25 protein-coding genes and 1 pseudogene are annotated in these 26,167 nt (G+C 71.2%); 10 read left to right on the top strand and 16 right to left on the bottom strand.

The window, feature by feature from the left end:
- Positions 1–67 precede the first annotated feature (67 nt).
- Positions 68–1,462, bottom strand: a complete 1,395-nt coding sequence (locus tag AF335_RS26175) for a class II fumarate hydratase (protein WP_102920851.1) — start codon at positions 1,460–1,462, stop codon at positions 68–70.
- Between the two features lie 108 nt (positions 1,463–1,570).
- On the opposite strand from AF335_RS26175, the gene AF335_RS26170 reads away from it, so the two are divergent.
- Positions 1,571–3,085 (top strand): ricin-type beta-trefoil lectin domain protein, encoded by a 1,515-nt coding sequence (locus AF335_RS26170; protein WP_102920850.1) that lies wholly within the window; start codon positions 1,571–1,573, stop codon positions 3,083–3,085.
- A 138-nt stretch (positions 3,086–3,223) separates the two neighbouring features.
- On the opposite strand, the gene AF335_RS26165 is transcribed toward AF335_RS26170, so the two are convergent.
- On the bottom strand, positions 3,224–4,900 hold the full coding sequence (locus AF335_RS26165; RefSeq protein WP_102920849.1) for a fumarate hydratase: 1,677 nt from the start codon (positions 4,898–4,900) through the stop codon (positions 3,224–3,226).
- A gap of 232 nt (positions 4,901–5,132) precedes the next feature.
- On the opposite strand from AF335_RS26165, the gene AF335_RS26160 reads away from it, so the two are divergent.
- The gene (locus tag AF335_RS26160; protein ID WP_244927161.1) at positions 5,133–5,795 is read left to right on the top strand and encodes a DUF1707 SHOCT-like domain-containing protein; all 663 of its coding nucleotides are present in this window, start codon (positions 5,133–5,135) and stop codon (positions 5,793–5,795) included.
- A 192-nt stretch (positions 5,796–5,987) separates the two neighbouring features.
- Positions 5,988–6,344: a WhiB family transcriptional regulator gene (locus AF335_RS26155; RefSeq protein ID WP_087926479.1), complete on the top strand. Its 357-nt coding sequence runs from the start codon at positions 5,988–5,990 to the stop codon at positions 6,342–6,344.
- Between the two features lie 142 nt (positions 6,345–6,486).
- Here AF335_RS26155 and glpX read toward each other — a convergent pair whose 3' ends face one another.
- Complete coding sequence (gene glpX / locus AF335_RS26150; RefSeq protein ID WP_102920847.1) at positions 6,487–7,518, bottom strand: class II fructose-bisphosphatase; 1,032 nt, start codon at positions 7,516–7,518, stop codon at positions 6,487–6,489.
- Positions 7,519–7,735: 217 nt separating this feature from the next.
- Here glpX and AF335_RS26145 point away from each other — a divergent pair, with 217 nt between their 5' ends.
- Complete coding sequence (locus AF335_RS26145; protein ID WP_102920929.1) at positions 7,736–8,296, top strand: DUF4245 domain-containing protein; 561 nt, start codon at positions 7,736–7,738, stop codon at positions 8,294–8,296.
- A gap of 100 nt (positions 8,297–8,396) precedes the next feature.
- Here AF335_RS26145 and AF335_RS26140 read toward each other — a convergent pair whose 3' ends face one another.
- From AF335_RS26140 to AF335_RS26125, 4 genes are all read right to left on the bottom strand, one after another.
- On the bottom strand, positions 8,397–8,987 hold the full coding sequence (locus AF335_RS26140; RefSeq protein ID WP_102920846.1) for a malonic semialdehyde reductase: 591 nt from the start codon (positions 8,985–8,987) through the stop codon (positions 8,397–8,399).
- Positions 8,988–9,328: 341 nt separating this feature from the next.
- Positions 9,329–9,580, bottom strand: coding sequence for an exodeoxyribonuclease VII small subunit (locus AF335_RS26135; protein ID WP_102920845.1), 252 nt, complete (start codon positions 9,578–9,580; stop codon positions 9,329–9,331).
- Positions 9,581–9,590: 10 nt separating this feature from the next.
- Positions 9,591–10,856: an exodeoxyribonuclease VII large subunit gene (gene xseA / locus AF335_RS26130; protein WP_102920844.1), complete on the bottom strand. Its 1,266-nt coding sequence runs from the start codon at positions 10,854–10,856 to the stop codon at positions 9,591–9,593.
- A 531-nt stretch (positions 10,857–11,387) separates the two neighbouring features.
- On the bottom strand, positions 11,388–12,749 hold the full coding sequence (locus AF335_RS26125) for an APC family permease (protein ID WP_102920843.1): 1,362 nt from the start codon (positions 12,747–12,749) through the stop codon (positions 11,388–11,390).
- A gap of 132 nt (positions 12,750–12,881) precedes the next feature.
- Here AF335_RS26125 and AF335_RS26120 point away from each other — a divergent pair, with 132 nt between their 5' ends.
- Both AF335_RS26120 and ppgK read left to right on the top strand, forming a co-directional pair.
- Entirely contained in the window at positions 12,882–13,895 is a 1,014-nt protein-coding gene (locus AF335_RS26120) for a 4-hydroxy-3-methylbut-2-enyl diphosphate reductase (RefSeq protein ID WP_376697772.1), read from the top strand.
- Positions 13,896–13,925: 30 nt separating this feature from the next.
- Complete coding sequence (ppgK, locus tag AF335_RS26115; RefSeq protein ID WP_102920842.1) at positions 13,926–14,687, top strand: polyphosphate--glucose phosphotransferase; 762 nt, start codon at positions 13,926–13,928, stop codon at positions 14,685–14,687.
- Here the strand turns inward: ppgK and AF335_RS26110 are convergent.
- Positions 14,584–15,183 carry a DUF6542 domain-containing protein gene (locus AF335_RS26110; protein WP_102920841.1) on the bottom strand — a complete coding sequence of 200 codons (600 nt, stop codon included), beginning with the start codon at positions 15,181–15,183 and terminating at the stop codon, positions 14,584–14,586. The genes ppgK and AF335_RS26110 overlap by 104 nt on opposite strands.
- 184 nt (positions 15,184–15,367) lie before the next feature.
- On the opposite strand from AF335_RS26110, the gene ychF reads away from it, so the two are divergent.
- The 4 genes from ychF (at position 15,368) to AF335_RS34235 (ending at position 18,361) form a co-directional block, all read left to right on the top strand.
- Positions 15,368–16,456, top strand: coding sequence for a redox-regulated ATPase YchF (gene ychF, locus AF335_RS26105; protein WP_102920840.1), 1,089 nt, complete (start codon positions 15,368–15,370; stop codon positions 16,454–16,456).
- A 198-nt stretch (positions 16,457–16,654) separates the two neighbouring features.
- Positions 16,655–16,936 carry a type II toxin-antitoxin system Phd/YefM family antitoxin gene (locus AF335_RS26100; RefSeq protein ID WP_102920839.1) on the top strand — a complete coding sequence of 94 codons (282 nt, stop codon included), beginning with the start codon at positions 16,655–16,657 and terminating at the stop codon, positions 16,934–16,936.
- Positions 16,933–17,187, top strand: a complete 255-nt coding sequence (locus AF335_RS26095; RefSeq protein WP_102920838.1) for a Txe/YoeB family addiction module toxin — start codon at positions 16,933–16,935, stop codon at positions 17,185–17,187. Before AF335_RS26100 ends, AF335_RS26095 begins: the two co-directional genes overlap by 4 nt.
- A 157-nt stretch (positions 17,188–17,344) precedes the next feature.
- A complete protein-coding gene (locus AF335_RS34235) occupies positions 17,345–18,361 on the top strand; it encodes a hypothetical protein (RefSeq protein WP_146045620.1) in 1,017 nt (338 codons plus the stop codon).
- A 479-nt stretch (positions 18,362–18,840) separates the two neighbouring features.
- On the opposite strand, the gene AF335_RS26085 is transcribed toward AF335_RS34235, so the two are convergent.
- From AF335_RS26085 to AF335_RS26050, 8 genes and pseudogenes are all read right to left on the bottom strand, one after another.
- Complete coding sequence (locus AF335_RS26085; protein ID WP_102920836.1) at positions 18,841–20,010, bottom strand: hypothetical protein; 1,170 nt, start codon at positions 20,008–20,010, stop codon at positions 18,841–18,843.
- A 78-nt stretch (positions 20,011–20,088) separates the two neighbouring features.
- On the bottom strand, positions 20,089–20,352 hold the full coding sequence (locus tag AF335_RS26080) for a type II toxin-antitoxin system RelE family toxin (RefSeq protein WP_102920835.1): 264 nt from the start codon (positions 20,350–20,352) through the stop codon (positions 20,089–20,091).
- Positions 20,345–20,613, bottom strand: a pseudogene (locus AF335_RS26075) (type II toxin-antitoxin system Phd/YefM family antitoxin). The gene AF335_RS26080 and the pseudogene AF335_RS26075 overlap by 8 nt, the downstream one beginning before the upstream one ends.
- A gap of 190 nt (positions 20,614–20,803) precedes the next feature.
- Entirely contained in the window at positions 20,804–21,745 is a 942-nt protein-coding gene (locus AF335_RS26070) for an alpha/beta fold hydrolase (RefSeq protein WP_102920834.1), read from the bottom strand.
- A gap of 133 nt (positions 21,746–21,878) precedes the next feature.
- Positions 21,879–24,407, bottom strand: coding sequence for a SpoIIE family protein phosphatase (locus tag AF335_RS26065; RefSeq protein ID WP_102920833.1), 2,529 nt, complete (start codon positions 24,405–24,407; stop codon positions 21,879–21,881).
- A 191-nt stretch (positions 24,408–24,598) separates the two neighbouring features.
- Complete coding sequence (locus AF335_RS26060; RefSeq protein ID WP_107503496.1) at positions 24,599–25,018, bottom strand: ATP-binding protein; 420 nt, start codon at positions 25,016–25,018, stop codon at positions 24,599–24,601.
- Positions 25,019–25,465: 447 nt separating this feature from the next.
- On the bottom strand, positions 25,466–25,882 hold the full coding sequence (locus AF335_RS26055; RefSeq protein ID WP_102920832.1) for a (deoxy)nucleoside triphosphate pyrophosphohydrolase: 417 nt from the start codon (positions 25,880–25,882) through the stop codon (positions 25,466–25,468).
- A gap of 78 nt (positions 25,883–25,960) precedes the next feature.
- Positions 25,961–26,140, bottom strand: coding sequence for an SPOR domain-containing protein (locus AF335_RS26050; protein WP_095581425.1), 180 nt, complete (start codon positions 26,138–26,140; stop codon positions 25,961–25,963).
- Positions 26,141–26,167: the final 27 nt, after the last annotated feature.

Below are 26,167 nucleotides of genomic sequence, written 5' to 3'. Positions count from 1 at the left end.
GACGTGCGCCGCAAAGGGGACGGCCCCGGGCGCGGGCCCGGGTGCGCGCGCCCCGGGCCCCGGGCGGCTACGGGCGGGTCATCCGCAGCACGTCCAGCGCCTCGTCGAGCTGTTCCCGGGTCAGCAGCCCGCGGTCGACGTAGCCCGATTCGAGGACGACCTCGCGGATGGTCTTCCGCTCCGCGAGGGACCGCTTGGCCACCTTCGCGGCCTCCTCGTAGCCGATGTAGCGGTTGAGTGGGGTGACCACGGAGGGCGAGGACTCCGCGTACTCGCGGGCGCGCTCGACATTGGCCGTGATGCCGTCGACGGTGCGGTCGGCGAGCAGCCGGGAGGCGTTGGCGAGCAGCCGGACCGATTCGAGGAGGTTCTTCGCCATCACCGGGAGCATCACGTTGAGCTCGAAGTTCCCGGCCGCGCCCGCCGTGGCCACGGTGAGGTCGTTCCCGGTGACCTGGGCGGCCACCATCAGGACGGCCTCGGGGACCACCGGGTTGACCTTGCCGGGCATGATCGAGGAGCCCGGCTGGAGGTCGGGGAGGCTGATCTCGGCCAGGCCGGTGCGCGGACCGGAGGACATCCAGCGCAGATCGTTGGCGATCTTGGTGAGGCCGACCGCGATGGTCCGCAGCTGGCCGCTGGTCTCCACCAGGCCGTCGCGGGCGCCCTGGGCCTCGAAGTGGTCGCGGGCCTCGGTCAGCGGCAGCCCGGTGGCGCGCGCCACCTCGGCGATGACGGCGCCGGAGAAGCCGGGCGGGGTGTTGATGCCGGTGCCCACGGCCGTACCGCCGAGGGGGAGTTCGGCGAGCCGGGGCAGGGCGGAGCGCAGCCGCTCCACGCCGTAGCGGACCTGGGCGGCGTACCCGCCGAATTCCTGACCGAGCGTCACGGGGGTGGCGTCCATCAGGTGGGTGCGGCCGGACTTGACGACCTGTGCGAACTCCGCGGCCTTGCGCTCCAGGGCCGCCGCCAGGTGCTCCAGCGCCGGGATCAGATCACCGGTGACGGCCGCCGTGGCGGCGATGTGGATGCTGGAGGGGAACACGTCGTTGGAGCTCTGCGAGGCGTTGACGTGGTCGTTGGGGTGCACATCGCGGCCGAGGCGCTCGGTGGCGAGGGTGGCGAGGACCTCGTTGGCGTTCATGTTCGAGGACGTGCCGGAGCCGGTCTGGAAGACGTCCACGGGGAAGTGCTCGTCCCAGCGGCCCTCCGCGACCTCACCGGCCGCCGCGGCGATGGCCTCCGCGATCTCCTTGTCCACCACCCCCAGCTCGGCGTTGACCTTGGCGGCCGCCCCCTTGATCCGGGCCAGCGCCGCGATGTGCGCGCGCTCCAGCCGCTGGCCGCTGATCGGGAAGTTCTCCACGGCCCGCTGGGTCTGGGCACGCCACTTGGCGTGGGCCGGGACCCGGACCTCGCCCATCGAGTCGTGCTCGATCCGGTACTGCTCGCTGTCGGTCATCGTCACTTACCTCCTGACAAACACAGCGTTTGTCTTGTTCACCCTGTTCCCAAAAGCACCTACCGGCTAGTAAATACCGCGGGTAACAACAGAAATCGGGGAGGCACCATGACACGCAGACCCACCCTGCGCTGTACCCTCGCCGCCGTCGCCGCGCTCGCCGCGGCGCTCGGCGGCATGACCGCGACCGGCTCCGCCGCCCAGGCACAGACCCGCACCGCCGCCTCACCCCTCACCCCCGAGCTGGAGCGGATCCGCGCGGCCGAGGCCGTCAAGCTCTACGGTGACGCCGCCGAACGGCCCCTCGGCGAGCGCAAGACCTCCCTCGTCTCGCTCGGCGACAGCGAGATCTCCGGCGAGGGCGTCGGCACCTACGAACCGGGCACCAACGGGCCCGTGAACTGGTGCCACCGCTCGCCCGACGCCGCCATCCACCGCACCACCATCCCCGCCGACGTCACCTACAACGTGGCCTGTTCCGGCGCCGCCACCTACAACATCCGGACAGGCGGCAGCAAGCAGTACGCGGACGAGCTGGTGCAGGGCGACAACCTCGCCGTCAAGGCCCGCAACACCCGCGTCAAGCTGGTGCTGCTCGTCGCCGGAGCCAACGACGACCTCCAGTTCGGGCCCGTGATGACCGACTGCGTCACCCGCTACCTCACCCTCCAGGGCACCTGCGAGCCCAAGTACGCCCCCGGCTGGCAGGCCCGCGTCGACGGCCTCGTGCCCAAGGTCGAGCAGACCGTGAAGGACCTGCGCGCCGTCATGACCGGCGCGGGCTACGCGGACTCCGACTACCGGCTCGTCGTCATGGGCTACCCCAGCCCGATCGGCCCCGACTTCGAGGACAACCCGGACTACCCGGGCAAGCTCGCCGGCGGCTGCCTGGGCTACACCTCCGACGCCGCCTGGGGCCGCAACACCGCCGTGCCCGCCTTCGAACGCGGCATGCGCGAGGCGGCCCGCCGCACCGGCGCCACCTACCTCGACAACTCCCGTCTCTTCCACGGCCACGAGGTGTGCACGGACGACACCTGGGCCCGCGGCCTCTACGTGGATGTGACCAACCCGTTCCCGCCGGACGAGAACTCGGTGCGCCAGTCCTTCCACCCCAACCGGCGCGGGCACGGCGCCTTCGCGTCCTGCCTCAGCCAGCTCTACGCCGCCGGCTACCGGGAGGCCGGCTGCGCCGACCCCGCGAGCACGGGGACGCCGGTGCTGCGCGAGGGCGCCTGGGACGATTCCTTCCGCCCGCTGAAGAGCGGGGCGACGGGGACCTGCGTGGACGCGTACGGGGCGGCCAGCCGCAACGGTACCGAGGTCGGCGGCTGGGACTGCACGGGGAACCGGAACCAGGAGTGGTCGTACGACACGGCCACGGGGGCGTTGCGCACGGCGCTCTCCCACGACCGCTGCGTGGACGTCCCGGAGGGGAAGTATGTGGCGGGGGCGGCTGTGGTGCTGTGGAACTGCCATGGTGGCGGGAACCAGAAGTTCGTCCGGAACGGCTCCGGGTTCCGGCCGGCGGCCGCGGACGGACTGTGCCTGACGCTGTCGTCGGCGAAGGACCCGGTGCGGCTGCAGAAGTGTGACGGCTCGGCGTCGCAGCGCTTCGCGTAGGAGCCCCCACCCCTTCCCGAAACTGGGGCTCCGCCCCGGACCCCGGTCCTCAAACGCCGGACGGGCTGAAATTCAGCCCGTCCGGCGCTTGAGGACATTCGGGAAGGGGCGGGTAGGGGAAAGCCCCCGCAGGGCTAACTACCGCCGCACCGGAATGCTCGTGAACGTCGGCGCCGGCGCCGGATCCACGAAGAAGTCGTTCCCCTTGTCGTCCACGACGATGAACGCCGGGAAGTCCTCGACCTCGATCCGCCAGACCGCCTCCATGCCGAGCTCCTCGTACTCCAGGACCTCGACCTTCTTGATGCAGTCCTGCGCCAGCCGCGCCGCCGGGCCGCCGATCGAGCCCAGGTAGAAGCCGCCGTGCTCCTTGCACGCGCTGGTGACCTGCGAGGAGCGGTTGCCCTTGGCGAGCATCACCTTGGAGCCGCCCGCGGCCTGGAACTGCTCGACGTAGGAGTCCATGCGGCCGGCCGTCGTCGGGCCGAAGGAGCCCGAGGCGTAGCCCTCGGGGGTCTTGGCCGGACCGGCGTAGTAGACCGGGTGGTTCTTGAGGTACTCGGGCATCTCCGCACCCGAGTCCAGCAGCTCCTTGATCTTCGCATGTGCGATGTCACGGGCCACGACGAGCGTGCCGGTCAGCGAGAGACGGGTCTTGACCGGGTGCTTGGTCAGCTCCGCGAGGATGTCGTCCATCGGCCGGTCGAGGTCGATGGCGACCGCGTCGAGGTCCGGGCCCGCGCCCTCGGTCAGCTGCTCGTCGGTGGTGTCCGGCAGGAAGCGCGCCGGGTCCGTCTCCAGCTGCTCCAGGAAGACGCCCTCGGGCGTGATCTTGGCGAGCGCCTGGCGGTCGGCGGAGCAGGAGACCGCGATGGCCACCGGGCAGGACGCGCCGTGCCGGGGCAGGCGGACCACGCGCACGTCGTGGCAGAAGTACTTGCCGCCGAACTGGGCGCCGATGCCGATCTTCTGCGTCAGCTCGAAGACCTTCTCCTCCAGCTCCTTGTCACGGAAGCCGTGACCGAGCGGGGAGCCCTCCTCGGGCAGCTCGTCGAGGTAGTGCGCGGAGGCGTACTTGGCGGTCTTCAGGGCGTACTCGGCGGAGGTGCCGCCGACGACGATCGCCAGGTGGTACGGCGGGCACGCGGCGGTGCCCAGCGAGCGGATCTTCTCCTCCAGGAACTTCATCATGGAGCCCTCGTTGAGGACCGCCTTCGTCTCCTGGTAGAGGAAGGACTTGTTGGCCGAGCCGCCGCCCTTGGCCATGAAGAGGAACTTGTAGGCGCCGCCGTCGGTCGCGTACAGCTCGATCTGCGCGGGCAGGTTGGAGCCGGTGTTCTTCTCGTCCCACATGGTCAGCGGGGCCATCTGCGAGTAGCGCAGGTTGAGCTCGGTGTAGGCGTCGAAGATGCCGTGCGAGAGCGCCTTCTCGTCCTGGCCCTCGGTGAGGACGTGCTGGCCGCGCTTGCCCATGACGATGGCGGTGCCGGTGTCCTGGCACATCGGGAGCACGCCGGCCGCGGCGATGTTGGCGTTCTTCAGCAGGTCCAGCGCGACGAAGCGGTCGTTCGGGGACGCCTCGGGGTCGTCGAGGATGCGGCGCAGCTGCGCGAGGTGCGCGGGCCGCAGGTAGTGCGAGATGTCGTGCATCGCCTCGGCGGCCAGCTTCCGCAGCGCCTCCGGCTCGACCTTGAGGAACGTACGGCCGTCGGCCTCGACGGTGGACACGCCCTCGGAGGTGACCAGGCGGTACGGAGTGTGGTCCTCGCCCAGGGGCAGGAGGTCGGTATAGGCGAACTCAGACGGGGCAGACATCGCGACGATTCCTCACTCGGCAGTGGCTTCGGCTGACACCTTCGGCAGCGCGACTCAAGCGTAGGCCGCCTCCGTGCGACCGGGCTTGTGAGGTAAGGCTCAGTACATCTCGACTTCCCCCTGGTCGCGATCTATCGCGTTTCGCTACGCTGCTGTCGTGGACAAGCCATCGTTCGAGAAGCGGCCCCGGGCGGCCGGGCCGGAGAGCACGCCCGGGCCGGTGCCGGCACCGGTGGACGCACCCCCGCACACCCCCGCCCCGGGCCCCGCCGCCGGTGCCGCGCCGTCCGGGCTCCGAGCCTCCGACGCCGACCGCGACCGGACCGCGGACATCCTGCGCGAGGCCCTGGCCGAGGGCCGCCTCACCGCGGAGGAGCACGGCGAGCGGATCGGCGCCGTCTACGCGGCCCGGACGCTGGGGGAGCTGGAGCCGCTGGTCGGCGACCTGCCCCGCCCGGGCGGCGCCGCCCGCGGGAGCGCCCCGGCCCACCCGCGCCCGTACGGCGCGGGCCCGGAAGGCCCGGAGAGCACGGAGAACCTGGTGGCCGTGTTCGGCGGCGCCGCCCGCAAGGGCCGCTGGCGGGTGCCGCGCCGCACCAACGCCTTCGCCTTGTTCGGCGGGGTGGAGATCGATCTGACGGAGGCGGTCTTCGAGCGCCGGGAGAACGTCGTCAACGCCGTCGCGGTGTTCGGCGGCGTCGACATCAAGGTGCCGGAGAACGTCACGCTGCGCACCACGGGCGGCGGGATCTTCGGCGGCTTCGACGTCCGGACCCAGGAGGCGCCGGACCCCGACGCCCCGGTCGTCTCCGTCACCGGCTTCGCGCTCTTCGGCGGTGTGGAGGCCAAACCCCGGCGGGGAAAGCGGCTCAAGAACCTCCGCGCGGCGGGCTGATCGCGGCCGGACGGGGGGCCGGTGGCGGCTGACGGCGTTCCGCTCATGGCAACGGTGTGAATAAGCACGCGCACAGCGGGTAAAGCTTGGTGCATCGTCTCTCGTACGGCTGCCGGTGCGAATGGCCGTGCGCAGTGGAGGCGGGCAAAGGTGACTCAATCGGCCCAGCAAAGCCGTCGTCAGGAGTGGACCGTGCTGCTACCGCATCAGCCCCTGCAGGAAGCCGCCGTACCGTCCCAGCGGATTTCCGCCAGGGATCAGGCCGGCCCCTGGCATTCGGAGGCGGTGTGCCGCCGGGATGAAGCCGGGCTCTTCTTCGCACCATCCAAGGAACCGACGGCCGCGCGGCTGTCCCGCGAGGAGGCGGCCAAGCGGGTCTGCGCCCGCTGCCCCGTGATGGTCGAATGCCGGGAGCACGCCCTGCTCCAGCCGGAGCCCTACGGGGTGTGGGGCGGCCTCACCGCGGCCGAGCGCCGGGTGGTGCTCGCCCGCCGGCGGCGCCGCGAGGCCGAGCTGGCGCGCACGACGCGCATCGCCGCGGCGGGCTGAGCGCGCGCCCGGCCCGGCCCGGGGCGCCACCGAGCCGCCGCGAACCGGCGGCACACGGACGGTACGGGCCGGGGCCGGCTGGTCCCGGCCCGTCCGGTGACCGACGTCGGCCGGGGCCGGCCGGCGGGCGCCGCCGGGGCCGTCAGCTGGGTCGCTCGAAGTCCACGGTGCTGTAGGCGCGCAGCTTCGACAGCCGGTGCGTGGAGTCGATCTGCCGGATCGTGCCCGACTTGGACCGCATGACGAGCGACTGCGTGGTCGCGGTCTCCGCGCGGTAGCGCACCCCGCGCAGCAGCTCGCCGTCGGTGATGCCGGTGGCGACGAAGAAGACGTTGTCACCGCGGACGAGGTCGTCGGTGTGCAGGACCTTGTCGAGGTCGTGCCCGGCCGCCAGGGCGCGCTCGCGCTCCTCGTCGTCCTTGGGCCACAGCTTCGCCTGGATGGTGCCGCCGAGGCACTTGATCGCGCAGGCCGCGATGATGCCCTCGGGCGTACCGCCGACGCCGAGCAGCAGGTCGATGCCCGTGCCCTCGCGCACGGCCATGATCGCGCCGGCCACGTCACCGTCGGAGATGAACTTGATGCGGGCGCCGGCCTCGCGGATCTCCTTGACGATCCCGTCGTGGCGGGGACGGTCCAGGACGACGACCGTGACGTCCTCGGGGGAGGAGTGCTTGGCCTTCGCGACGCGCCGGATGTTGACGGCCACCGGGGCGTTGATGTCGACGTAGTCGGCGGCCTCGGGGCCGGTGACCAGCTTGTCCATATAGAAGACCGCGGACGGGTCGAACATGGAGCCGCGGTCGGCGACGGCCATCACGGAGACCGCGTTGGCCATGCCCTTGGCGGTGAGGGTGGTGCCGTCCACCGGGTCCACGGCCACGTCGCACTCGGGGCCGGTGCCGTCGCCCACGCGCTCGCCGTTGTAGAGCATCGGGGCGTTGTCCTTCTCGCCCTCGCCGATGACGACGACACCGTTCATCGAGACGGTGCCGATGAGGGCGCGCATGGCCTTGACCGCGGCGCCGTCCGCGCCGTTCTTGTCGCCGCGACCGACCCAGCGGCCCGACGCCATGGCGCCGGCCTCGGTGACCCGGACGAGCTCCAGGGCGAGGTTCCGGTCGGGGGCCTCGGGGCTGACTTCCAGCGGGGACGGCAGGTGATGATCGGTCATCGGAGCGCACCTTTCTGTACGGCGACGGCCGTGGGGCCCCTCGTCCCCTTGACGGGGCAGAGGGTGAGGGTGCTGATGACTTTATCTGCTTACTGCGAGAGTGAGCAGGGCGCCCCACGCATGAGCATCGTCAAGGTGCGCGGCGTCCGGGAGGCCCGTGCGCGGCGCACCCCCCTCCGGCGTCAAGATCGGACGGGCCATGGGGGACCATGGTGGGGTGGCAGCTAGGAGTGGCAAGGCGCAGACCGTACGGAACATGGTGCTCTCGCTCGCGGTGGTGATCCCCGTGGCATTTGTGAGCTACGCGTTCCTTCCGCACGACGAGAGCAACGACCCGGTGAAGACGGTCGGCTACCGCGTGGAGCTCGACACGGCCCGGCGCGCCGCGCCGTACGCGGTGGCGGCGCCCGAGGGGCTGGCCGAGGGCTGGCGCGCGACCTCGGTCTCGTACCGGGCGGGCGGCAAGGACGGCTCGACCTGGCACCTGGGCTTCCTCGACCCGCAGAAGGAGTACGTGGCGGTCGAGCAGAGCGACGGTCCGGCGGCCGAGTTCATCGACGAGGTGAGCCGGCGGGCGGAGCGGACGGACAGCACGCAGAAGGTGGGCGACACCAGCTGGCGCCGCTACGCGGGCGAGAAGTACAACGCCCTGGTGCGCGAGGAGCGCGGAGTGACCACGGTGGTCACGGGAACGGCCCCGTTCGGGCGGCTCGCGGAGATGGCGGCGGCGCTCAAGGCGGAGAAGAAGGACCTGCCGGAGGGCGCGGGCAAGTCCTGACCCGCGGGCGCGCGTCCGCAGGCTGAGCGGAACGGCCCGCCCGCCCCGGGGTACCGGGGTGGGCGGGCCGTTCGCCGTGCGGGTGCGGGTGCGGGTCCGCTCAGACGGTGGTGACGACCTGCTCGTAGGAGAGCCGCGGCGAGCGGGGGTACCAGGCGTTCTCGCCCGGCTTGCCGATGTTCACGACCATCAGCGGGGTGTGGTCGTCGTCCAGGAACTCCTTCTGGACGCCCGCGAAGTCGAGGCCGGTCATCGGGCCCGCGGCCAGGCCGGCGGCGCGGAGGCCCAGGATGAAGTACGCGGCCTGGAGCGCGCCGTTGAGCTGGGCCGACTGCTCACGGACCGGACGCTCGGCGAAGAACACGTCCTTGGCCTGCGGGAAGTGCGGGAACAGGGTCGGCAGCTCCTCGTGGAACTCGTTGTCCGTGGCGAGGATCGCGACCAGCGGCGCGGTGCGGGTCTTGGCCTGGTTGCCCTCGGCCATGTGCCCCACCAGGCGCTCACGGGCCTCCTCGGAACGGACGAGGACGACGCGCAGCGGCGACTGGTTGAAGGCGGTCGGGGCGTACTTGACCAGGTCGTAGACGGCCTGCATCTGCTCGTCGGTCACCGGTTCGGCGGAGAAGGTGTTGGCGGTGCGGGCCTCGCGGAAGAGGAGGTCCTGGGCGGTGGGGTCGAGGGCGAGAGTCATGAAAAAAACACCTTCTAGTACGTGCAGGGTTGTGCTGATGTCGTCCACTGTACGTGAGATAGGTGAAAGTTCAACGAAAGTGGGGGTGTGGGGTGGCCCACGGGTGGGGGTGTGCGCCTGCGGCGGGCTTTTTCCCCGCCCCGCCCCTTCCCGAATGTCCTCAATCTCCCCCAGCTACCGCTGGGAGGTGCCCCCAGACGGGCTGATTTCAGCCCGTCCGGCGCTTGAGGACACCGCGCGTCAGCGCGGAAAAAGGGGGCCCGGGGGCGGAGCCCCCGGTTACGGGAAGGGGCGGGTAGGGGAACAAGCCCCGCGCAGCGGCGCCAGCCCCCGCCGCGGCGCTAGCCCCCCGCCGCCCCCGACTCCTCGGACGCCAGCGCCGCGTCCAGACGGGCCCGCGCTCCCTCCAGCCACCGCCGGCACACCCGGGACAGCTCCTCCCCGCGCTCCCACAGCGCCAGGGACTCCTCCAGCGTGGTGCCCCCCGCCTCCAGGCGGCGCACCACCTCGATCAGTTCGTCCCGCGCCTGCTCGTACCCCAGCACGCTCTCGCCGGAGCCGTCGTCCTCGGCTGTCGCACCCGTCTTCGCCATGCCGTCCAGCCTATGCGGGCGGGGTGACAGCGGCGGGCCCGTCGGCGGCCGGCGGCGCGGTCGGCGGCGCCCCCGTGACCCGTACCGCGAACCCGCCCTCCGCGACCCGCGCCCGCAGCTCCTCGTCGGCGCTCACCTCGGCCGCCGCCCGTACCACCGAGCCGTCCGCGTGCTGGAGCACGGCGTAGCCGCGGCGCAGCGTCGCCGCCGGGGACAGCGCGACCACCCGCGCGTGGGTGTGCGACAGCTCGGACTCCGCCCGGTCCAGGAGATGGCCGAGCGTGCGCCGGGCCCGCTCGGCCAGCGCCGTGACCTGCGCCTCCCGCTCGTCCACCATCCGCTGCGGCCGCTCGACGCACGGCCGGGCCCGGACCGCCGCGAGCCCGCGCTCCTCGCGGTCCAGGAACCCGGTGACGCAGCGCAGCGCGCGGTCGCGCAGCTGCCGCACCCGGAGCAGCTCCTCGCCGACGTCCGGCACCACGCGCTTCGCGGCGTCGGTGGGCGTGGAGGCCCGCAGGTCGGCGACCAGGTCCAGCAGCGGGGTGTCCGGCTCGTGCCCGATCGCCGACACCACCGGCGTACGGCAACCGGCCACCGCCCGTACGAGCCGTTCGTCCGAGAACGGCAGCAGGTCCTCCACGCTGCCGCCGCCCCGCGCCACGATGATCACGTCGACCTCGGGGGTGCCGTCCAGTTCCGTGACCGCCTCGATGACGGCCGGGACGGCGTGCACACCCTGCACGGGGACGTTGCGCACCTCGAAGCGGACGGCCGGCCAGCGGTGCCGGGCGTTCTCCAGGACGTCCCGCTCGGCGGCGGAGGCGCGGCCGCAGACCAGCCCGATCAGCTGCGGCAGGAACGGCAGCGGCCGCTTGCGGTCGGCGGCGAACAGGCCCTCCGCCGTCAGCGACCGCTTCAGCTGCTCCAGCCGTGCCAGCAGCTCACCGACCCCGACCGGCCGGATCTCGGTCGCCCGCAGGGACAGCTGGCCGCGCGGCGCGTACCACTCCGGCTTGGCGTGCACGACGACGCGCGCGCCCTCCGAGACGATGTCGGCGACCTGGTCGAAGACCGCGCGGTAACAGGTCACGGACAGCGAGACGTCCTGCGACGGGTCGCGCAGCGTCAGGAACACCACCCCTGCCCCGGGCCGCCGGGACAGCTGGGTGATCTGCCCCTCGACCCATACGGCGCCCAGGCGGTCGATCCAGCCGCCGATCAGCCGGGACACCTGGCCGACGGGGATCGGGGTGTCGGGGGACGTGTTCAGAGCCATGGCGCGAGCGTAGTCGCCTCGCGGCGGGCGGTCGGGGTCGTGCGTCGCCCGGTCGTCCGGGGGTGTTGCCGGGGTGCGCCGGTCCGGGTGTGCCGGTCCGGGTGTGCCGTGGGGTCGGGCCGGTCCGGGTGTGCCGTGGGGTCGGGCCGGTCCGGGTGTGCCGTGGAGCGGGGCCGGGCCGGGTGCGTCGTGGGGCGGGGCCGGGCCGCTCCGGGGTGTCGCGGGGCTGCTTCGCTTTACGCCCCGCGACACCCCTGCGCGGCCCGGCCCCTCACGTCGGTGGGTCGGTCCCCGGGCCGGTGGTCCTCTGGGCCGGTGGGCGCCTCACGCCCGGTGTTCCCTTACGCCGGGGGCCTCATACCGTGGGGCCTCGTGCCCGGTGGGCGCCTTGAGCGGGTGGGCCCTCATGCCCGGTGGGCGCCCTGAGGCGGTGGGCCCTCACGTCCGGTGGGCGTCCTGAGACGGCGAGTCGCTCGCACCGTGACCGTCGTGGCTCGTGCGGGCGGCGCGCGGCGGCCGGGCCGCGGGACCTCACCCCGCGCCCACCGGCCGCCCGCGGACCCGCTGGGCGATCAGTACCCCCAACCCCACCACCAGCCACACCCCGCCCACCACCTGCGCCGTCGTCGCCGCCCTCACCACGACCGCGATCACCACGGCCAGGCCCAGCAGCGGCACCACCACATGCCGTACCGGACGCGTCGGCCCGCCCCGCCGGCGTACCGCGAACCAGCCGATCACCGACAGGTGCAGCAGCGCGAAGGCGATCAGCGCGCCCACGTCCACGACCGAGACCAGCCGGTCCAGGCCGTCGTCGCGGCGGGCCGCCCAGACCGCCGCGACCAGCGTCACCGCCGCCGCGCCCAGCAGCGCCGGGCGGGGTACGCCGGAGCCGCGGTCGACCTTGGCCAGCAGGCCCGGCAGCCGGCGGTCGCGGGCCATCGCGAAGAGCAGCCAGCCCGCCGCCGCCTGCCCGGCCAGCGCGGCGAACGCGGCGCCGATCGCCTTGCTGGCGGCCACCAGGTCGTGCAGCCAGGCACCCGTCGCCGCGTCCACCGTGTCGTAGAAGGCCGAGCCCTGACCGGCCGGGTCCGCCGCCAGCTCGGCGGGGGACATGGGGGCGAGCAGCGCCGCCAGATACGTCTGGGCGACGAACAGCACGCCCGCCACGGCCAGGCACGTCAGCACGGCCCGGGCCACCCGGGCCGAGCCGCCCGCCGACTCCTCCGCGAAGGCGGCGATCGCGTCGAAGCCCAGGTACGACAGCACCGCCACCGACACCGCGGTGAAGACCGCCCCCGTGGTGAGACCGCCCTCGCCGGTCAGGGGCGACAGCCAGCCGCGCCGGGTGCCCTTCTCGGCCAGGGCGAAGACGGCCGAGGCCAGGAAGACCAGCAGCACCACGATCTCCAGGGCCAGCACCAGGAAGCCCACGAGCGCCGCCGCCCGCACCCCCCAGAGGTTCAGCCCGGTCGTGACGACCACCGCGATGGCCGTCCACACCCACCGGGAGACCTCGGGGACCAGCGCGTTCATGGCGATCCCGGAGAAGAGGTACGCGACGGCCGGGATCAGGAGGTAGTCGAGCATCGCCATCCAGCCGGCGATGAACCCGGGGCCCTCGCCGAGCCCCACCCGTGCGTAGGTGTAGACGGAACCGGCCTGCGGGGCCACCCGGACCATCTGCGCGTAGGAGAAGGCGGTGAAGGCCATCGCGACGGTGGCCACCACGTAGACGAGGGCGACCGCGCCGTGCGACTTCGCGTCGAGGGTGCCGAAGATGCCGACCGGAGCCATGGGGGCGATGAAGAGGAGGCCGTAGACGACCAGGTCCCGGAAGGTGAGCGTGCGGTGGAGCCGGGTGCTGCCGACCTCACCGGCGGGCTGTGCCATGGAATGCCCCTCTGCCCCTCGCCGGTGCGTACGGTCCGGCCCGTTCCGGCCGTTCCGGCCCTTTTTGCCATCGTGCCCCAGCTCCGGCCGGGACGCCGGTCAAGCGGAATGAGCGGGGCCCGGGCCCGTACGATGGACGGCATGACTGCAACGACCTCCCGCAAGGTTCTCCTCGCCGCCCCCCGTGGCTACTGCGCGGGTGTGGACCGTGCCGTGATCGCCGTCGAGAAGGCCCTGGAGCAGTACGGGGCGCCCGTCTATGTGCGCCATGAGATCGTGCACAACAAGTACGTGGTCAAGACCCTGGAGAAGAAGGGCGCCATCTTCGTCGAGGAGACGGAGGAGGTGCCCGAGGGCAACATCGTCATCTTCTCCGCGCACGGCGTCGCCCCCGTGGTCCACGAGGAGGCCGAGCGCGGCAAGCTCGCCACGATCGACGCGACCTGCCCGCTGGTGACCAAGGTGCACAAGGAAGCCGTCCGCTTCGCCAAGGAGGACTACGACATCCTCCTCATCGGTCACGAGGGCCACGAGGAGGTCATCGGCACGAGCGGCGAGGCGCCCGACCACATCACCCTGGTCGACGGCCCCGAGGATGTGGCGAACGTGACCGTCCGCGACGAGTCCAAGGTCGTCTGGCTCTCCCAGACCACCCTCTCGGTGGACGAGACGATGGAGACCGTCGGCGCGCTGCAGCAGAAGTTCCCCAACCTGCTCTCCCCGCCGTCGGACGACATCTGCTACGCCACGCAGAACCGCCAGATCGCGGTCAAGCAGATGGGCGCCGACGCCGATCTGGTGATCGTCGTCGGGTCGAAGAACTCCTCCAACTCCGTCCGGCTGGTCGAGGTCGCCCTGGGCGCCGGCGCCAAGGATGCCCACCTGGTGGACTACGCCGAGGAGATCGACGAGGCGTGGCTGGAGGGCGTCGGCACGGTCGGCGTGACCTCGGGCGCCTCGGTGCCGGAGATCCTCGTCGAGGGCGTCCTGGACTGGCTGGCCCAGCGCGGGTACGACGACGTCGAGACCGTCACGGCGGCCAAGGAGTCCATCACCTTCTCGCTCCCCAAGGAGCTCCGCCGCGACCTGCGCGCGGAGGCGGCCGAACTGGCCGGGAGTCCGGAATCCGGCGCTGCGAACGGGTGACGCCGGGCCCTACCCCTTAGCGTGGTGGCCATGAACGTATTCGGCGTGGACATCGGCGGATCGGGCATCAAGGGCGCACCGGTGGACGTGGCGCGGGGCGAGCTCACCGAGGAGCGGTTCAAGGTCCTCACCCCGCACCCGGCGACGCCGGACGCGGTCGCGGACCGCGTCCGGGAGGTGGCGGACCACTTCGGCTGGACCGGGCCGGTCGGGGCCACCTTCCCCGGCGTGGTCGTCGGCGGTACGACGCGGACGGCCGCCAATGTCGACAAGGGCTGGATCGGCCGGGACGCCGCCGCGCTGCTCGCCGACCGGCTGGGCGGCCCCGTGACCGTGCTGAACGACGCGGACGCGGCCGGGCTCGCCGAGATGACCCACGGCGCCGGGCGCGGGCGGCGCGGCACGGTCGTCGTACTCACCTTCGGCACGGGCATCGGCAGCGCCGTCTTCACGGACGGCGTGCTGGTGCCCAATACGGAGCTGGGCCATCTGGAGCTGCACGGCCACGACGCGGAGACCCGCGCCTCGACCCGGGCGAAGGAGGACGAGGGCCTGAACTGGGCGCACTGGGCGCGCCGGGTGCAGCGGTACCTCGTCCACGTGGAGAAGCTGTTCTCGCCCGAGCTGTTCGTGATCGGCGGCGGGGTGAGCCGTAAGGCGGACAAGTTCCTGCCGCTGGTCGAGGGGGTCAGCGCCGAGATCGTGCCTGCTCTGCTGCAGAACGACGCGGGGATCGTGGGGGCCGCGATGGCCGCCTCCGCTGCCGGTTCCGCTGTCGCCGCCGCGCCCTGACCAGCGCGATCCTGCGGAAGAGCGCGAGCACCCCGGCCAGCAGGGTGCCGGCGTAGAGCCACCCGGCGTTCAGCGACAGCAAGGTGATCATGCCCATGGCCTGGCCGGCGAAGCCGCCGTCGCCGCCGGTCAGGGGCACGGCCCCCGCCGTGAAGGCGATCGGCGCCGTCACGGGCGCGGTCACCAGGTCGGCGGGGCGCACCCACAGGGCACAGGCCGCGGAGCCCAGCAGGAAGGCCATCCCATAGAGGGCGGTCGAGCCCCGGGCCATGACGGAATCCAGCCAGCCGGCCCCGAGCATCGCCAGGATGGTCAGCAGGCCGGCGCCGAGGCCGGTCAGCCGGGTCCCGGGCCCGCCGGGCGGGGGAGAGGCCCGTCCGGACCGGCCGCGGAGGAGGAACGGGCTCTCGGCCGGGCCCACGGGGGCGGCGGGCCGGGGCACCGGGGACGCGCGGCGGACCTTGCGCGGCGGGATACGTGTGCTGGGTTGCTCCACCCGACCAAACTAGGTCGAGAAGCGGGAGGAATCCGACGTTGGACACGCCGTTTGGGCCACCTTGGCCATGCGTTCGACTGATAGTCCGTCCGGGGCCGCCGCCGGGCGGGGACCCGTAGACTGGATGACCGGCCCGCCAGCGGGCCGCGAACCCCCTTCACATCTCGCTACGGGAAGTCGCCACGTGTCGCTCACGATCGGAATCGTCGGTCTGCCGAATGTCGGCAAGTCGACCCTGTTCAACGCCCTGACCAAGAACGACGTCCTGGCGGCCAACTACCCGTTCGCCACCATCGAGCCCAACGTGGGCGTCGTCGGCGTCCCCGACCCCCGGCTGCAGAAGCTGGCCGAGATCTTCGGTTCGCAGAAGATCCTCCCCGCCACGGTCGACTTCGTCGACATCGCGGGCATCGTCCGCGGCGCCTCGGAGGGCGAGGGCCTGGGCAACAAATTCCTGGCGAACATCCGCGAGTCCGACGCGATCTGCCAGGTCATCCGCGCCTTCAAGGACGAGAACGTCGTCCACGTCGACGGCAAGGTCTCGCCCAAGGACGACATCGAGACGATCAACACCGAGCTGATCCTCGCGGACCTCCAGTCGGTCGAGAAGGCGGTCCCGCGCCTGACCAAGGAGTCCCGCCTGCAGAAGGAGAAGGTCGCCGTCCTGGCCGCCGTCGAGGCCGCCAAGGAGATCCTGGAGTCCGGCCAGACCCTGTTCTCCGCCGGCATCACCAAGGGCACCGAGCGCGGCGACCTCCTGCACGAGCTGCACCTGCTCACCACCAAGCCCTTCCTCTACGTCTTCAACGTCGACGAGGACGAGCTGGTCGACGAGGACTTCAAGAACGAGCAGCGCGCCCTGGTCGCCCCGGCCGAGGCCATCTTCCTCAACGCCAAGATCGAGTCCGAGCTGATCGAGCTGGACGACGAGGAGGCGCTGGAGCTCCTCCAGTCCATGGGCCAGGACGAGCCCGGCCTCGCCACCCTCGGCCGCGTCGGCTTCGACACCCTGGGCCTCCAGACCTACCTCACGGCAGGCCCCAAGGAGACCCGCGCCTGGACGATCAAGAAGGGCGCCACGGCCCCCGAGGCGGCCGGTGTCATCCACACCGACTTCCAGAAGGGCTTCATCAAGGCCGAGGTCATCTCCTTCGAGGACCTGGTCGCCACCGGCTCGGTCACCGACGCCCGCGCCGCGGGCAAGGCCCGTATGGAGGGCAAGGACTATGTGATGGCGGACGGCGACGTGGTGGAGTTCCGCTTCAACGTCTGAGTGGATGAAATAACACCACGTCACTGACGTGGCAAACATGCAGGTCAGATGGGGTCCGCCTCTCCGGAGGTGGGCCCCTGGGCTTTTCCCGTGCTGGATGGGTACTGGATCAGCTGAGCGACCATCAGTCGTTTCCCCTCTCGGATGACACCAAAAATGGTACGTTATTGGGTACCACTTGATGGGAGGGTTGGAGTCATGTCCATAACCGCGAGTGAAGCCCGCAGGGAACTGTTTCCGTTGATCAAAAAGGTCAACGAGAACCATGAGGCCATCGAGATCGTCTCCAAGCACGGCAACGCGGTGCTTGTCTCGGCCGAAGACTACGCGGCGCTGCGCGAGGGCTCCTACCTGCTGCGCTCGCCGGCGAACGCCCGGCGGCTGCTCAAGGCGTACGAGAACGCCCTGTCGCACATCAATATGTCGGAGCGTGAGCTGATCGATCCCGAGTCACCGGACGCAGGTGCGGGTGCCGCGTGAGGCTCGTCTTCGAGGATCAGGGCTGGGAGGACTACACGTCCTGGCTCAAGAACGACCGCAAGATGCTCGCCCGGATCAACAAGCTCATCGAGGACGTCAGGCGTGACCCCTTCACGGGCATCGGCAAGCCGGAGCCACTGAAGTATCACATGCCTGGGGCCTGGTCGCGACGGATCGACGACGAGCACCGCCTCGTCTATCTGGTGACGGACAAGGAGATCGTCATCCTCGCCGCCCGGTATCACTATTGATCGGTGAGTGTCCGGTGTGCTGGGGCGTCTCTTCCATGCCTGGATGACCTACTTTAAACCTCGGTTTTCGCAGATGGGATCCCTGCGTTCGGCGTTCCGTTCCGCTGTAGCCGAGTTCCGGATCAACCTCTCGTGTGGCGAAATGGGGAGTCGCTGAATGGCTGATGTTACCTTCCTGAGTCAGGCTGAACCAGTTGATGAGTATGGTCGTGCTCTTTACGCGGTATCGCGATCAATTCTGAGGGCCCATTTTGATGAATTGTCGCAAGCGGACCTCGAAGACCTCAATTGCGATCGGGTGGAGGTCACGTTTCGACAGCTCGCTAAGCTAGCTCGCCTCCACCGCGACAAGGGATCGCGCGGAGATGGGTTTGAGTGGGCCGTTCACGAGGCGATTGTCGGCGGCGAGCCACGCGTTGTCGATCTGGTCGGCGAAGCGCTCAAGAAGGTGAGCCCTAGGGCATTCGCTGACTTGGGCAGACCGACGTCCCTGATGTTCGGGCACGAGCGTGCACGCCATCTCGGATTCACTGAGGCCGTTGTCAACAACGCGAGTGGTGATGCGGTGTTGTTGCCTGATGGGTCAGGTCGGCCGTTCGCATTTGGATCCTGGGTGCCGATCGCTGCTCGCGGCGTCGCCGCCGAACCTGACCTGCGGGAACGGATCAAGAAGGTATGGAAGACCGACCTGTTCCTGAGTAGTACGGAGAAGGCACGGTTTGCCGCCGCGACTATCAAGAGTAATTGGCATCAACTCGAAGATGGTAACGGGCTCCGAGTGGCGATTGTTCCACAGGCCCTGGACCTTCCGGCGGGATATCAGAGGTGGAAAAGTCTACATCTGATTGCACTGCCGGACCCGGACGGCTTCATGGGCTTGTTCAACGATGCATATGAGGCAGTTGCTGAAGCGATTCTGACGGTTGGCAGGCATGATCGCGCACCCTATTATTACAAGCCGAGTGCGAAGGCCCAGAAGATCCAGGCGCAACTGGAGAAGTACGGGAAGGTGAAGGTGGTCGACATACTTGATGCCCTGAACGAAGCGGCGCAGCAGAATCTAATTACTGTTGACCGAAAGCTCATGTCGGTGGAAGCGCCGACATGGCTCAATATCAATGAAAAGCGCACGCCCATCATCGCACCGAGACCGGCGTTCGAGAAGCTCGACTGATCTCGGAGGCGGCGAAGGTATTCTCCGGTCGATGGTCTCGAAGCCGATTCTGACCTCATCCAGTGGCGCGTCGGTCTGACCTCTGTCCGCAGGAAGCTGAACCTCCCACGTCGCGGGGGATATCCACCAGCTGGACGTGTGCTTACGCTCGGAAGGCGGTCCGGTACTCACTCGCCGCCTACTAGCGTCTCCCTCAGGATGTCCTCGATTGGGTGGCGGTGGGCAGATTCCTTGTCGCGGTCGCGGGTGCTGGATGTGCTGGGTGAACTTGCACCGTGCTGGATCGGTGCTGGATGAGGCTTGCGGGAACTGCGTTTTCGCAGGTGGGATCCCCGTATTGCAGATTCCGCTTCAACGTCTGATCGGTTCGTCGCCGCATGTGAGGTAGTTCCGCGAGCGTGCGGGTGGGAAGGGGTCGGCTCCTCGTGGAGTCGGCCCCTTCGTCGTCACCGTGCCGGCGTCGTCGGGTGGGGTCGGGCCTACTCGGCGGGCCGTTCGAGCATCGGCTCGAAGGCGGAATCCTCCTCATCGGGGACGTGCGGGAGGAAACCGTCGGGGACGGTGCGGGCGGCGGTGGTGAGCAGGCGGTCCAGGACTTCCCGGTCCGTGGCCGGGGGAAGCCGGAGTGCGGCGAGAAGGCGGTCGCGGACGGCGGGGTGATCCGGGTGGTCGTCGAGGTAGTCGGCGTTGAGGGCCGGGGGCCGGAAGCCGGCCAGGGCGTCGTGCCAGGACGGCAGGACGACGGCCAGGGTCAGGGCCTCGGCGAGGGACTCGGCGATCAGGGAGGCCCGGCCCTCGGAGTCGGTGTAGAGGACGGGGCGGGGGCCGCCGGGGACGGCCGGGCCGCAGAGGTAGTGGGTGCCACCCGCGTCGCAGCCGGCGACGGGCTCGACCGAGAGGCCGTTGGGCAGGGCGATCGGCTCGATCGGGTCGGTGCGGGCGAGATCGAACTCTCCGTCGCAGGCCAGGTAGGAGGCGGCCTCAGGGTGCGCGGTGATCCTGCCGAGCAGTGCGGCGTCCGAGAGGGCGGCCGGGTTGAGGGCTGTGGCGACCGCGGGGGTGAGGGGGCCTCCGGCGAGGACGTGGCGGACGGCGTCGAGGGGGACGGGACGCTCGTAGTAGTCCTCGAAGTGGGCCTGGACGGCCTCGGGGGAGCGGTCGGTGAGAAGGTGGAAGAGGAAGCCGGAGCCGTCCGGGTCCTCGATGCCGGGCGGGAAGGCGATGGCCGAGCCGGTGCGCCAGGCCGTGTCGCCGGTCTCCCGCCACAGGCAGGCGGTGACGCGTGGGGCGTCGATGCCCTCGTCGCAGAAGGCGGGTTCGTCCAGGACCGGGCGCAGCGCGGCGGGCACTCCGTCGATGACACCGGGCCAGACCTGCTCGTCGTCCGTCCCATAAGGGCTCATCTCCGACTCGTGGTCGAAGCCGCGTATGAGCACGCCGGCCGGGGTGAAGAGCACGGAGAAGTCGTCCCCCGAGCCGTTGTCCATCAAGGCCGCCTCTTCGCCGGGGCCCCAGGTCGTGTCGAAGCTGTAGCAGCAGAACTTCGGATCGTCGCCGATCGTGGCGTCCAGAACGGCCAACGCGCGCAGGTGGGCGCGGAGTTCGTCGGGTTCGGGGAGGAGGGCGGCGGTCTCGTGCACGGTGCTCATGGGGCTATGGAAGCACCCACCACTGACAGCGGGTGTGCTGGATCGGTGCGGGATGTTCTGATGCCGGATCGGCCGGGATCAGGTGTCGTAAACGGTGGAGCGGTGCCCGACGTGCACGACCCACACCACCAGCTCTCCGTTGTCGATCGTATAGACGACGCGATAGTCGCCGATCCGCAGCCGGCGGCGTTCCGGCTGGGACGTGAGCGCGGTGGTGTTGAAGCCGAACGGATCGTTTTCCAGTTCGGTCGGCTTGGCCAGGATGCGCAGTGCCATGTCGCGGGGGATCTTCCGGAGCTCGGCCTGCGCCTCGGGTCGGAAGACGGTTCGGTACTCACTCACCGCGCGCCAGCGTCTCCCTCATGATGTCCTCGATCGGGATGCCGGGCGCCGGGTTCGCCATCGCTCGTCGATGATCCGGTTGATCTCGCGCTCTTCCCACTCCTGGTACTTGCGCAGCACCTCGATGGAGACGACGGCGGCGACTTCCTTGCCCCGGCGTGTGATCACCGTGGGTACGTCGTCGCGTTCGGCGCGCTCCACGACCTCCGCCAAGTGTGCGCGCACGTCGCGGATGGACTCTATGGTAGGCGGCTGAGTCATGGGCTTAAGTGTGCCTAGTGTCCTATGTGTACACAATGCTCGCCGCGATCGGCGCGTACCGCCGCGGTCGGTAGAGCGTCTGATATCCGGCCGTGCGCGGAGGAGGGGGGCGGGCTTCCGGCTGCCCGCCCGGGAGGCGGACGCCCCGGGCCGTGGGGCCGGTGGTGCGGCGGCCCCCGGCCCCCGCCCTTCAGCCGAAGAACGCCAGCAACTCCCGCGTCACCGCCTCCGGCTGTTCCTCCACCAGGTAGTTGCGGGTGTTCTCGATCTTCACTACGCGGACGTCCGTGCCCTGGGCCGGGAGGGCCTCGCGCATGTAGTCGTAGAAGGTGCCGTAGGCCAGGCCCAGCATGGGGGCCCGGACCGGGGGGTAGCCGTTGAAGTCCTCGATGTCCCGCTGGTACGCCTGGAACCACGCCTTGCTCGCGCGGATCGCCTCCGTCGAGGAGTACGCGTGGGCGTAGACGTCACGGTCGTACGAGGTGATCGCGTCGGGGTTTACCAGGCTGAGGTCGAACATGTAGTCGATCAGATGGCGGTAGCGGCCCTCCAGGAGTTGTTCCGGAAGGCCGTGCACCTGGTTGAAGGCCAGCCACCAGCGGTGCGGTCCCTTGTCGCCGGGGCGGGGGACCATGGGGAAGTCGTAGTAGCTGTCGTCGATGTGGGTGGTGTTGAGGATGGCCACCTTCTCCGTGGCCTCGGGGTGGTTGCCGGCGTACGCGAAGGCGATCATCGCGCCGATGCCGTGGCCCGCGATGTTGACGCGGTCGTGGCCCAGGTGGCGGACCAGCTCGCGGATGTCGCCGGCCATCGTCTTCTTCTCGAAGCCGGACGCCGGCTTGTCCGAGCCGCCCATGCCGCGGAAGTCCACGGCCGTCACCCGGTGGTGGGCCGCGAGCGCGGGCATCACCTTGCGGTACTCCCACCAGGTCTCCGGCCATCCGGGCAGCAGGATCAGCGGCTTGCCCCGGCCGCCCGTCACATAGTGCAGCCGGACGCCGTTCACCTCCGCGTACTCGCTGCTGAAGGAGCCGTCCAGGGACGCCGCGAGCCGGGCGTCGAGCGACTCCCCGGACCCGGTGTCCGCCAGGGGCCCGCCGGGTGTCGGCGTCTGGATCCCGTTCGGCGACATGCGCTTCCCCCTTCGTCGGCCGGAGGCCGCTACCGGCTGTAGTGGATTTGAATATCCAACCCTCCGGTCGTCGCGACGATAACAAGATCCAGTGCGCCCGGCCACCCCGGCCGGAAAGGGACTCGGTACAGGATCAGTAAAGGCTCAGCAGTGCCTCCACCGCGTCCGGAGCGGGGGAGTCCGCGTCCGGCAGGGCCAGTTCGAACCAGACGGTCTTGCCGTGCGGGGTGCGCCTGCTGCCCCACGCGGCGCTGAGCAGGCCGACGAGCTGGAGCCCCCGGCCGCCCTCGTCCGTGTCCCGGGCCCGGCGGCGGCGCGGCTGGACGAGACCGCCGTCCCAGACCTCGCACACCAGCGTCCGGTCCAGCAGCAGCCGGAGCCGGATCTCCCCCTCGCCGTACCGCAGGGCATTGGTGACCAGCTCGCTGACCAGCAGCTCCGTGGTGTCCACCAGGTCCTCCAGGCCCCATGCCAGCAGCTGGTCGCGGGCCATCTCCCGGGCCCGGGCGACCGAGCGGGGCTCGGGCGGCAGCGTCCAGTCGCCGACCCGGTCCTCCGGCAGGCCGCGCAGCCGGGCCATGAGCAGCGCGATGTCGTCCTCGCCGTGGTGGGTGTCCAGCGCGCCCAGGACGTGGTCGCAGACCTCCTCCAGCGGCCGCGCCGGGTCCGTCAGGGCCTCCCGGAAGGCGTGCAGGCCCTCGTCCAGCGGATGGTCGCGGGACTCCACCAGACCGTCGGTGTAGAGCGCGAGGAGCGCGCCGTCCGGCAGATCGATCTCCGTCTCCTCGAACGGCTCGCCCCCGACGCCCAGCGGCATCCCCGGCGGTACGTCCAGCAGCGTCGCGGGCCGGCCCGCCTCGACCAGGACGGGCGGCAGGTGCCCGGCGTTGGCGACCGTGCAGCGCCGGGTGACCGGGTCGTAGACGGCGTAGACGCACGTCGCCAGATAGACCTCGGAGAGGTCCGCCGCCCGCACCCCGCCGCGCGCCCCGCGCGACGCGGACTGCTTGCCGCCCGGCCGGCCGAGGCCGTGGGCGATCTCGTCGAGCGCGGAGAGCACCTCCGCCGGCTCCAGGTCCAGCATGGCCAGGGTGCGGACCGCCGTGCGCAGCTCGCCCATCGCCACGGCGGCCCGCAGCCCACGGCCCATCACATCGCCGACGACCAGGGCCGTCCGGTGGCCCGGCAGCTCGATCACGTCGAACCAGTCGCCGCCCACCTCGGTCGCCGCGTTGGCCGGCAGATAGCGGCAGGCGATGTCGAGCCCGGCGGCCTCGGGGTCGCCCGGCGGCAGCAGGCTGCGCTGGAGGATCAGCGCCCGCTCGTGCTCTCTGCGGTAGAGCCGGGCGTTGTCGATGCAGACCGCCGCGCGCGCCGCCAGCTCCACGGCCAGGGCGGTGTCCCGCTCGCCGAAGGGCTCGCTGCCCTTCGTACGGGAGAACTGGGCCAGCCCCACCACCACGTCCCGGGCGACCATCGGCACGGCGAGCGTGGACTGCACCACCGCGCCCAGCTCCGGCCCCTCCTCGCGCTCCCGGCGCGGCACCACCTGCGCCTGCGCGGTCCGCAGCGCCCCGGCGCACGGCGAGTGGAAGGGATAGCGGTGCACCTCGCCCACCTGGATGGGCTTGTCTCCGCCGTCGACCGGCGCCCCCGAGACCGCGCTGGCGTACGCGACGCGGCGCAGCTCCCCGCTGCCGTCCGCGAGGCCGGGCGGCGCCTCGTCGCCGGCCAGCAGGCCCTGGTAGAGGTCGACGGAGGCCAGGTCGCAGAACTGCGGCACGGCGACGGCCAGCAGTTCCCGCGCCGTGGTCTCCAGGTCCAGGCTGTTGCCGATCCGCGCGCCCGCCTCGTTGAGCAGTGCCAGATTGCGGCGCACGCCCGCGGCCTCCCGCTCGGCGCGGCGGCGGCCGGTGACGTCGGTGGCGAGCGCGGCCACGCCGATCGGCCGTCCGCTGCCGCTGTGCAGCCGGTACAGCGAGACCGACCAGCGCCGGCGCTCGCTCTGGCCGGGCACGGGCCCGACGAGCTGAATGTCCGACACCGGCTTCCCGGTGGCGAGGACCTGGCGCAGCGCGGCCGTCAGCCGCTCGGCCTCGCCGCGCGGCAGGAAGTCGTGCGGGGTGCGGCCGCGGTGCCAGGCGGCCGGGCGGCCGAAGGTCTGGGCGAAGCTCTCGTTGACACGCAACAGGGTGAGATCCGTACCGAAGAAGAAGAAACCCAGGGGAGATTGGCCGAAAACGGCTTCGGACGCCGCGATGTCGGTCTCTATGCCGCGCAGCGCCCGGACGTCGACGGCGATGCAGAGCGCGGCACGCTCCCCGCGGCCGGTCTCGGTGGGCATCACATAGATCTCGGCGAGGCCGGACTGCCGGGGGTCGTCGTGCGGGCCCGCCCGCCGGCCGCCCCGCTGGTACGGGACGATGCCGGTCCACTCGCGGCCGTCCAGGCCGCCCTCGCCCGGGAAGGAGGCGAGCGGGCGCCCGGGTTCCGGACCGGCGAAGAGCTCGGCGGGGTCCTTCCCGAGGGCCTGCCGTGCCGCTATGCCGAACAGCTCGGCCGCGCGCTCGCTCCACTGCTCGATCCGCCCGTCGGGACCCAGGGCGAAGGAGGCCACGCGAATGTAGTCGTAGAGGGATCCGGGCGGACTGTTCTGCCACATCGCATCGGCGTGGAGTGCCTCCGGCGTGCTGTCCGCCGTACCCGCTGGCTTTTCGCTCACGTGCCCGTCCCCTCCGGCTCATGTGCTCGCACCGGCATCAGAAGGCCGAGTATCCAGCACAGGGGCCCTTCGGAACACGGACTTCACGATCACAGCACGGTCTCAACCCGCTATGTATCCTCACCGGGTTCCTAACCGGGCAGGCTGAGCTCGAACCACACTGTTTTGCCGGTGTTTCCCCTGCGGGTTCCCCAGCGTCGCGAAGCGCATGCCACCAATTGCAGGCCGCGGCCGCCCTCGTCGTCGGGGTGGGCGACGCGCTCGGTGGGCGGATCGGGCAGCGGATCGGACACCTCGACGAGCAGCGTGGGCCCGGCGTGGGAGTACATCCGGACGCCGATCGGCCCGCTCGCGTACCGCAGGGAGTTGGTGACCAGCTCGCTGACCAGCAGCACCGTCACATCCGTGACCGAGCCGAGGCCCCACTCCTCCAGGGTGTCGCGCACCAGGGCGCGCGCGGCCCGTACGGCGCCGGGCTCGGCGGGGAAGCTCCACTCGGCGAAGCCGGGCGTCGACGCCAGGGCCCTCGCGCTCTCGCTCACGCCGATCACTTCCCAGACCCGCTGCGGCCCCGCCCGGGAATGACCGGGTACGGGGAGAATAATCAGCACATACCCGATATGGCGGGCTGACTATCTTCTTCGCCGGTCCGGGGCCGTCGGCTGTGACACGGATGGCGTAACCCGCCTGCGCACGCGGGGGGTACGCGGGGTGGGTGACGGGCCGGGGAATCCGGCTCGTCCGGAGGGTGAGGGCTGCCGGGGGAACGGGGTACGAAAGGGGCCTGTCGGCCCCGGGGCCTACGGGGTTTTCCCGCGCCGGGACCCTGCGAGCCCGGCGCGGGACCCGGGCCTACGGGCTTGCCCGCGTCCCGGGCTTACGGGTCTGCCTGTGCCCCCGGGCTTACGGGTCTGCCTGTGCCCCCCCGTGTCTACGGGCCTGTCCGCGCCGGACCCTGCGAGCCCAGCCGTGCCCCGGCCCCACGGCCCCGCCCGCCCCTACGAGCCCGCCCGTGCGTCCGTCCCCGCCAGCAGTCGTGCGGCCGCCGCCACCGCCGGGCGGTCCTGGTCGAGCCAGTCGACCTCGTCGACGCGGTCGGGGGTGAGCCAGCGCAGCTCGTCGTGGTCCTGGAGCGGCCGTGCCTCGCCGTCGACCAGCCGGGCCGTCCAGACCTGGAGCACGTACGGAGGGCGCAGCGGCCATTCGCCCGCGATCCGCTCCAGGGGCTCGACCTCGACGCCGAGCTCCTCGCGGAGCTCCCGCACCAGGGCCTGCTCGGCGCTCTCGCCCGCCTCCAGCTTGCCGCCGGGCAGCTCCCAGCGGCCGGCCAGCTCGGGCGGGGCGCTGCGCCGCGCCGCCAGCAGCCGACCCTGATCGAAGACCGCCCCGCCCACCACCACACGCACCGTCGTCATGAGGCGCAAGCCTAGGCGGTCGGCGGGCCCGGCGGCCGGGGGAGGGGGCGCGGGCGGAGCGGGGCTCGGCGGGCGCCCTCAGGAGAGGGCCCGGCCGACCCGCTCGACTATGTAGAGCCCGCTGCGGGCGCGGGCGTCCAGCCGCTCGGCCACCTGGTCGGCCTCGGTCTTCGTGGCGTAACGCCCGACGCGGTAGCGGTTGCCGCTTTCGTCCTCGCGGATCACCAGCCAGGGCAGGATCGGTCCGCTGTCCGTCATCGCCCCTGCCTTTCCGCCGGTGCGCGC

Source organism: Streptomyces eurocidicus, assembly GCF_002891295.1.
Lineage (GTDB): Bacteria > Actinomycetota > Actinomycetes > Streptomycetales > Streptomycetaceae > Streptomyces > Streptomyces eurocidicus.
Note: the sequence above shows the minus strand (reverse complement) of the source record. Positions and strands in the feature narration are given on the sequence as shown.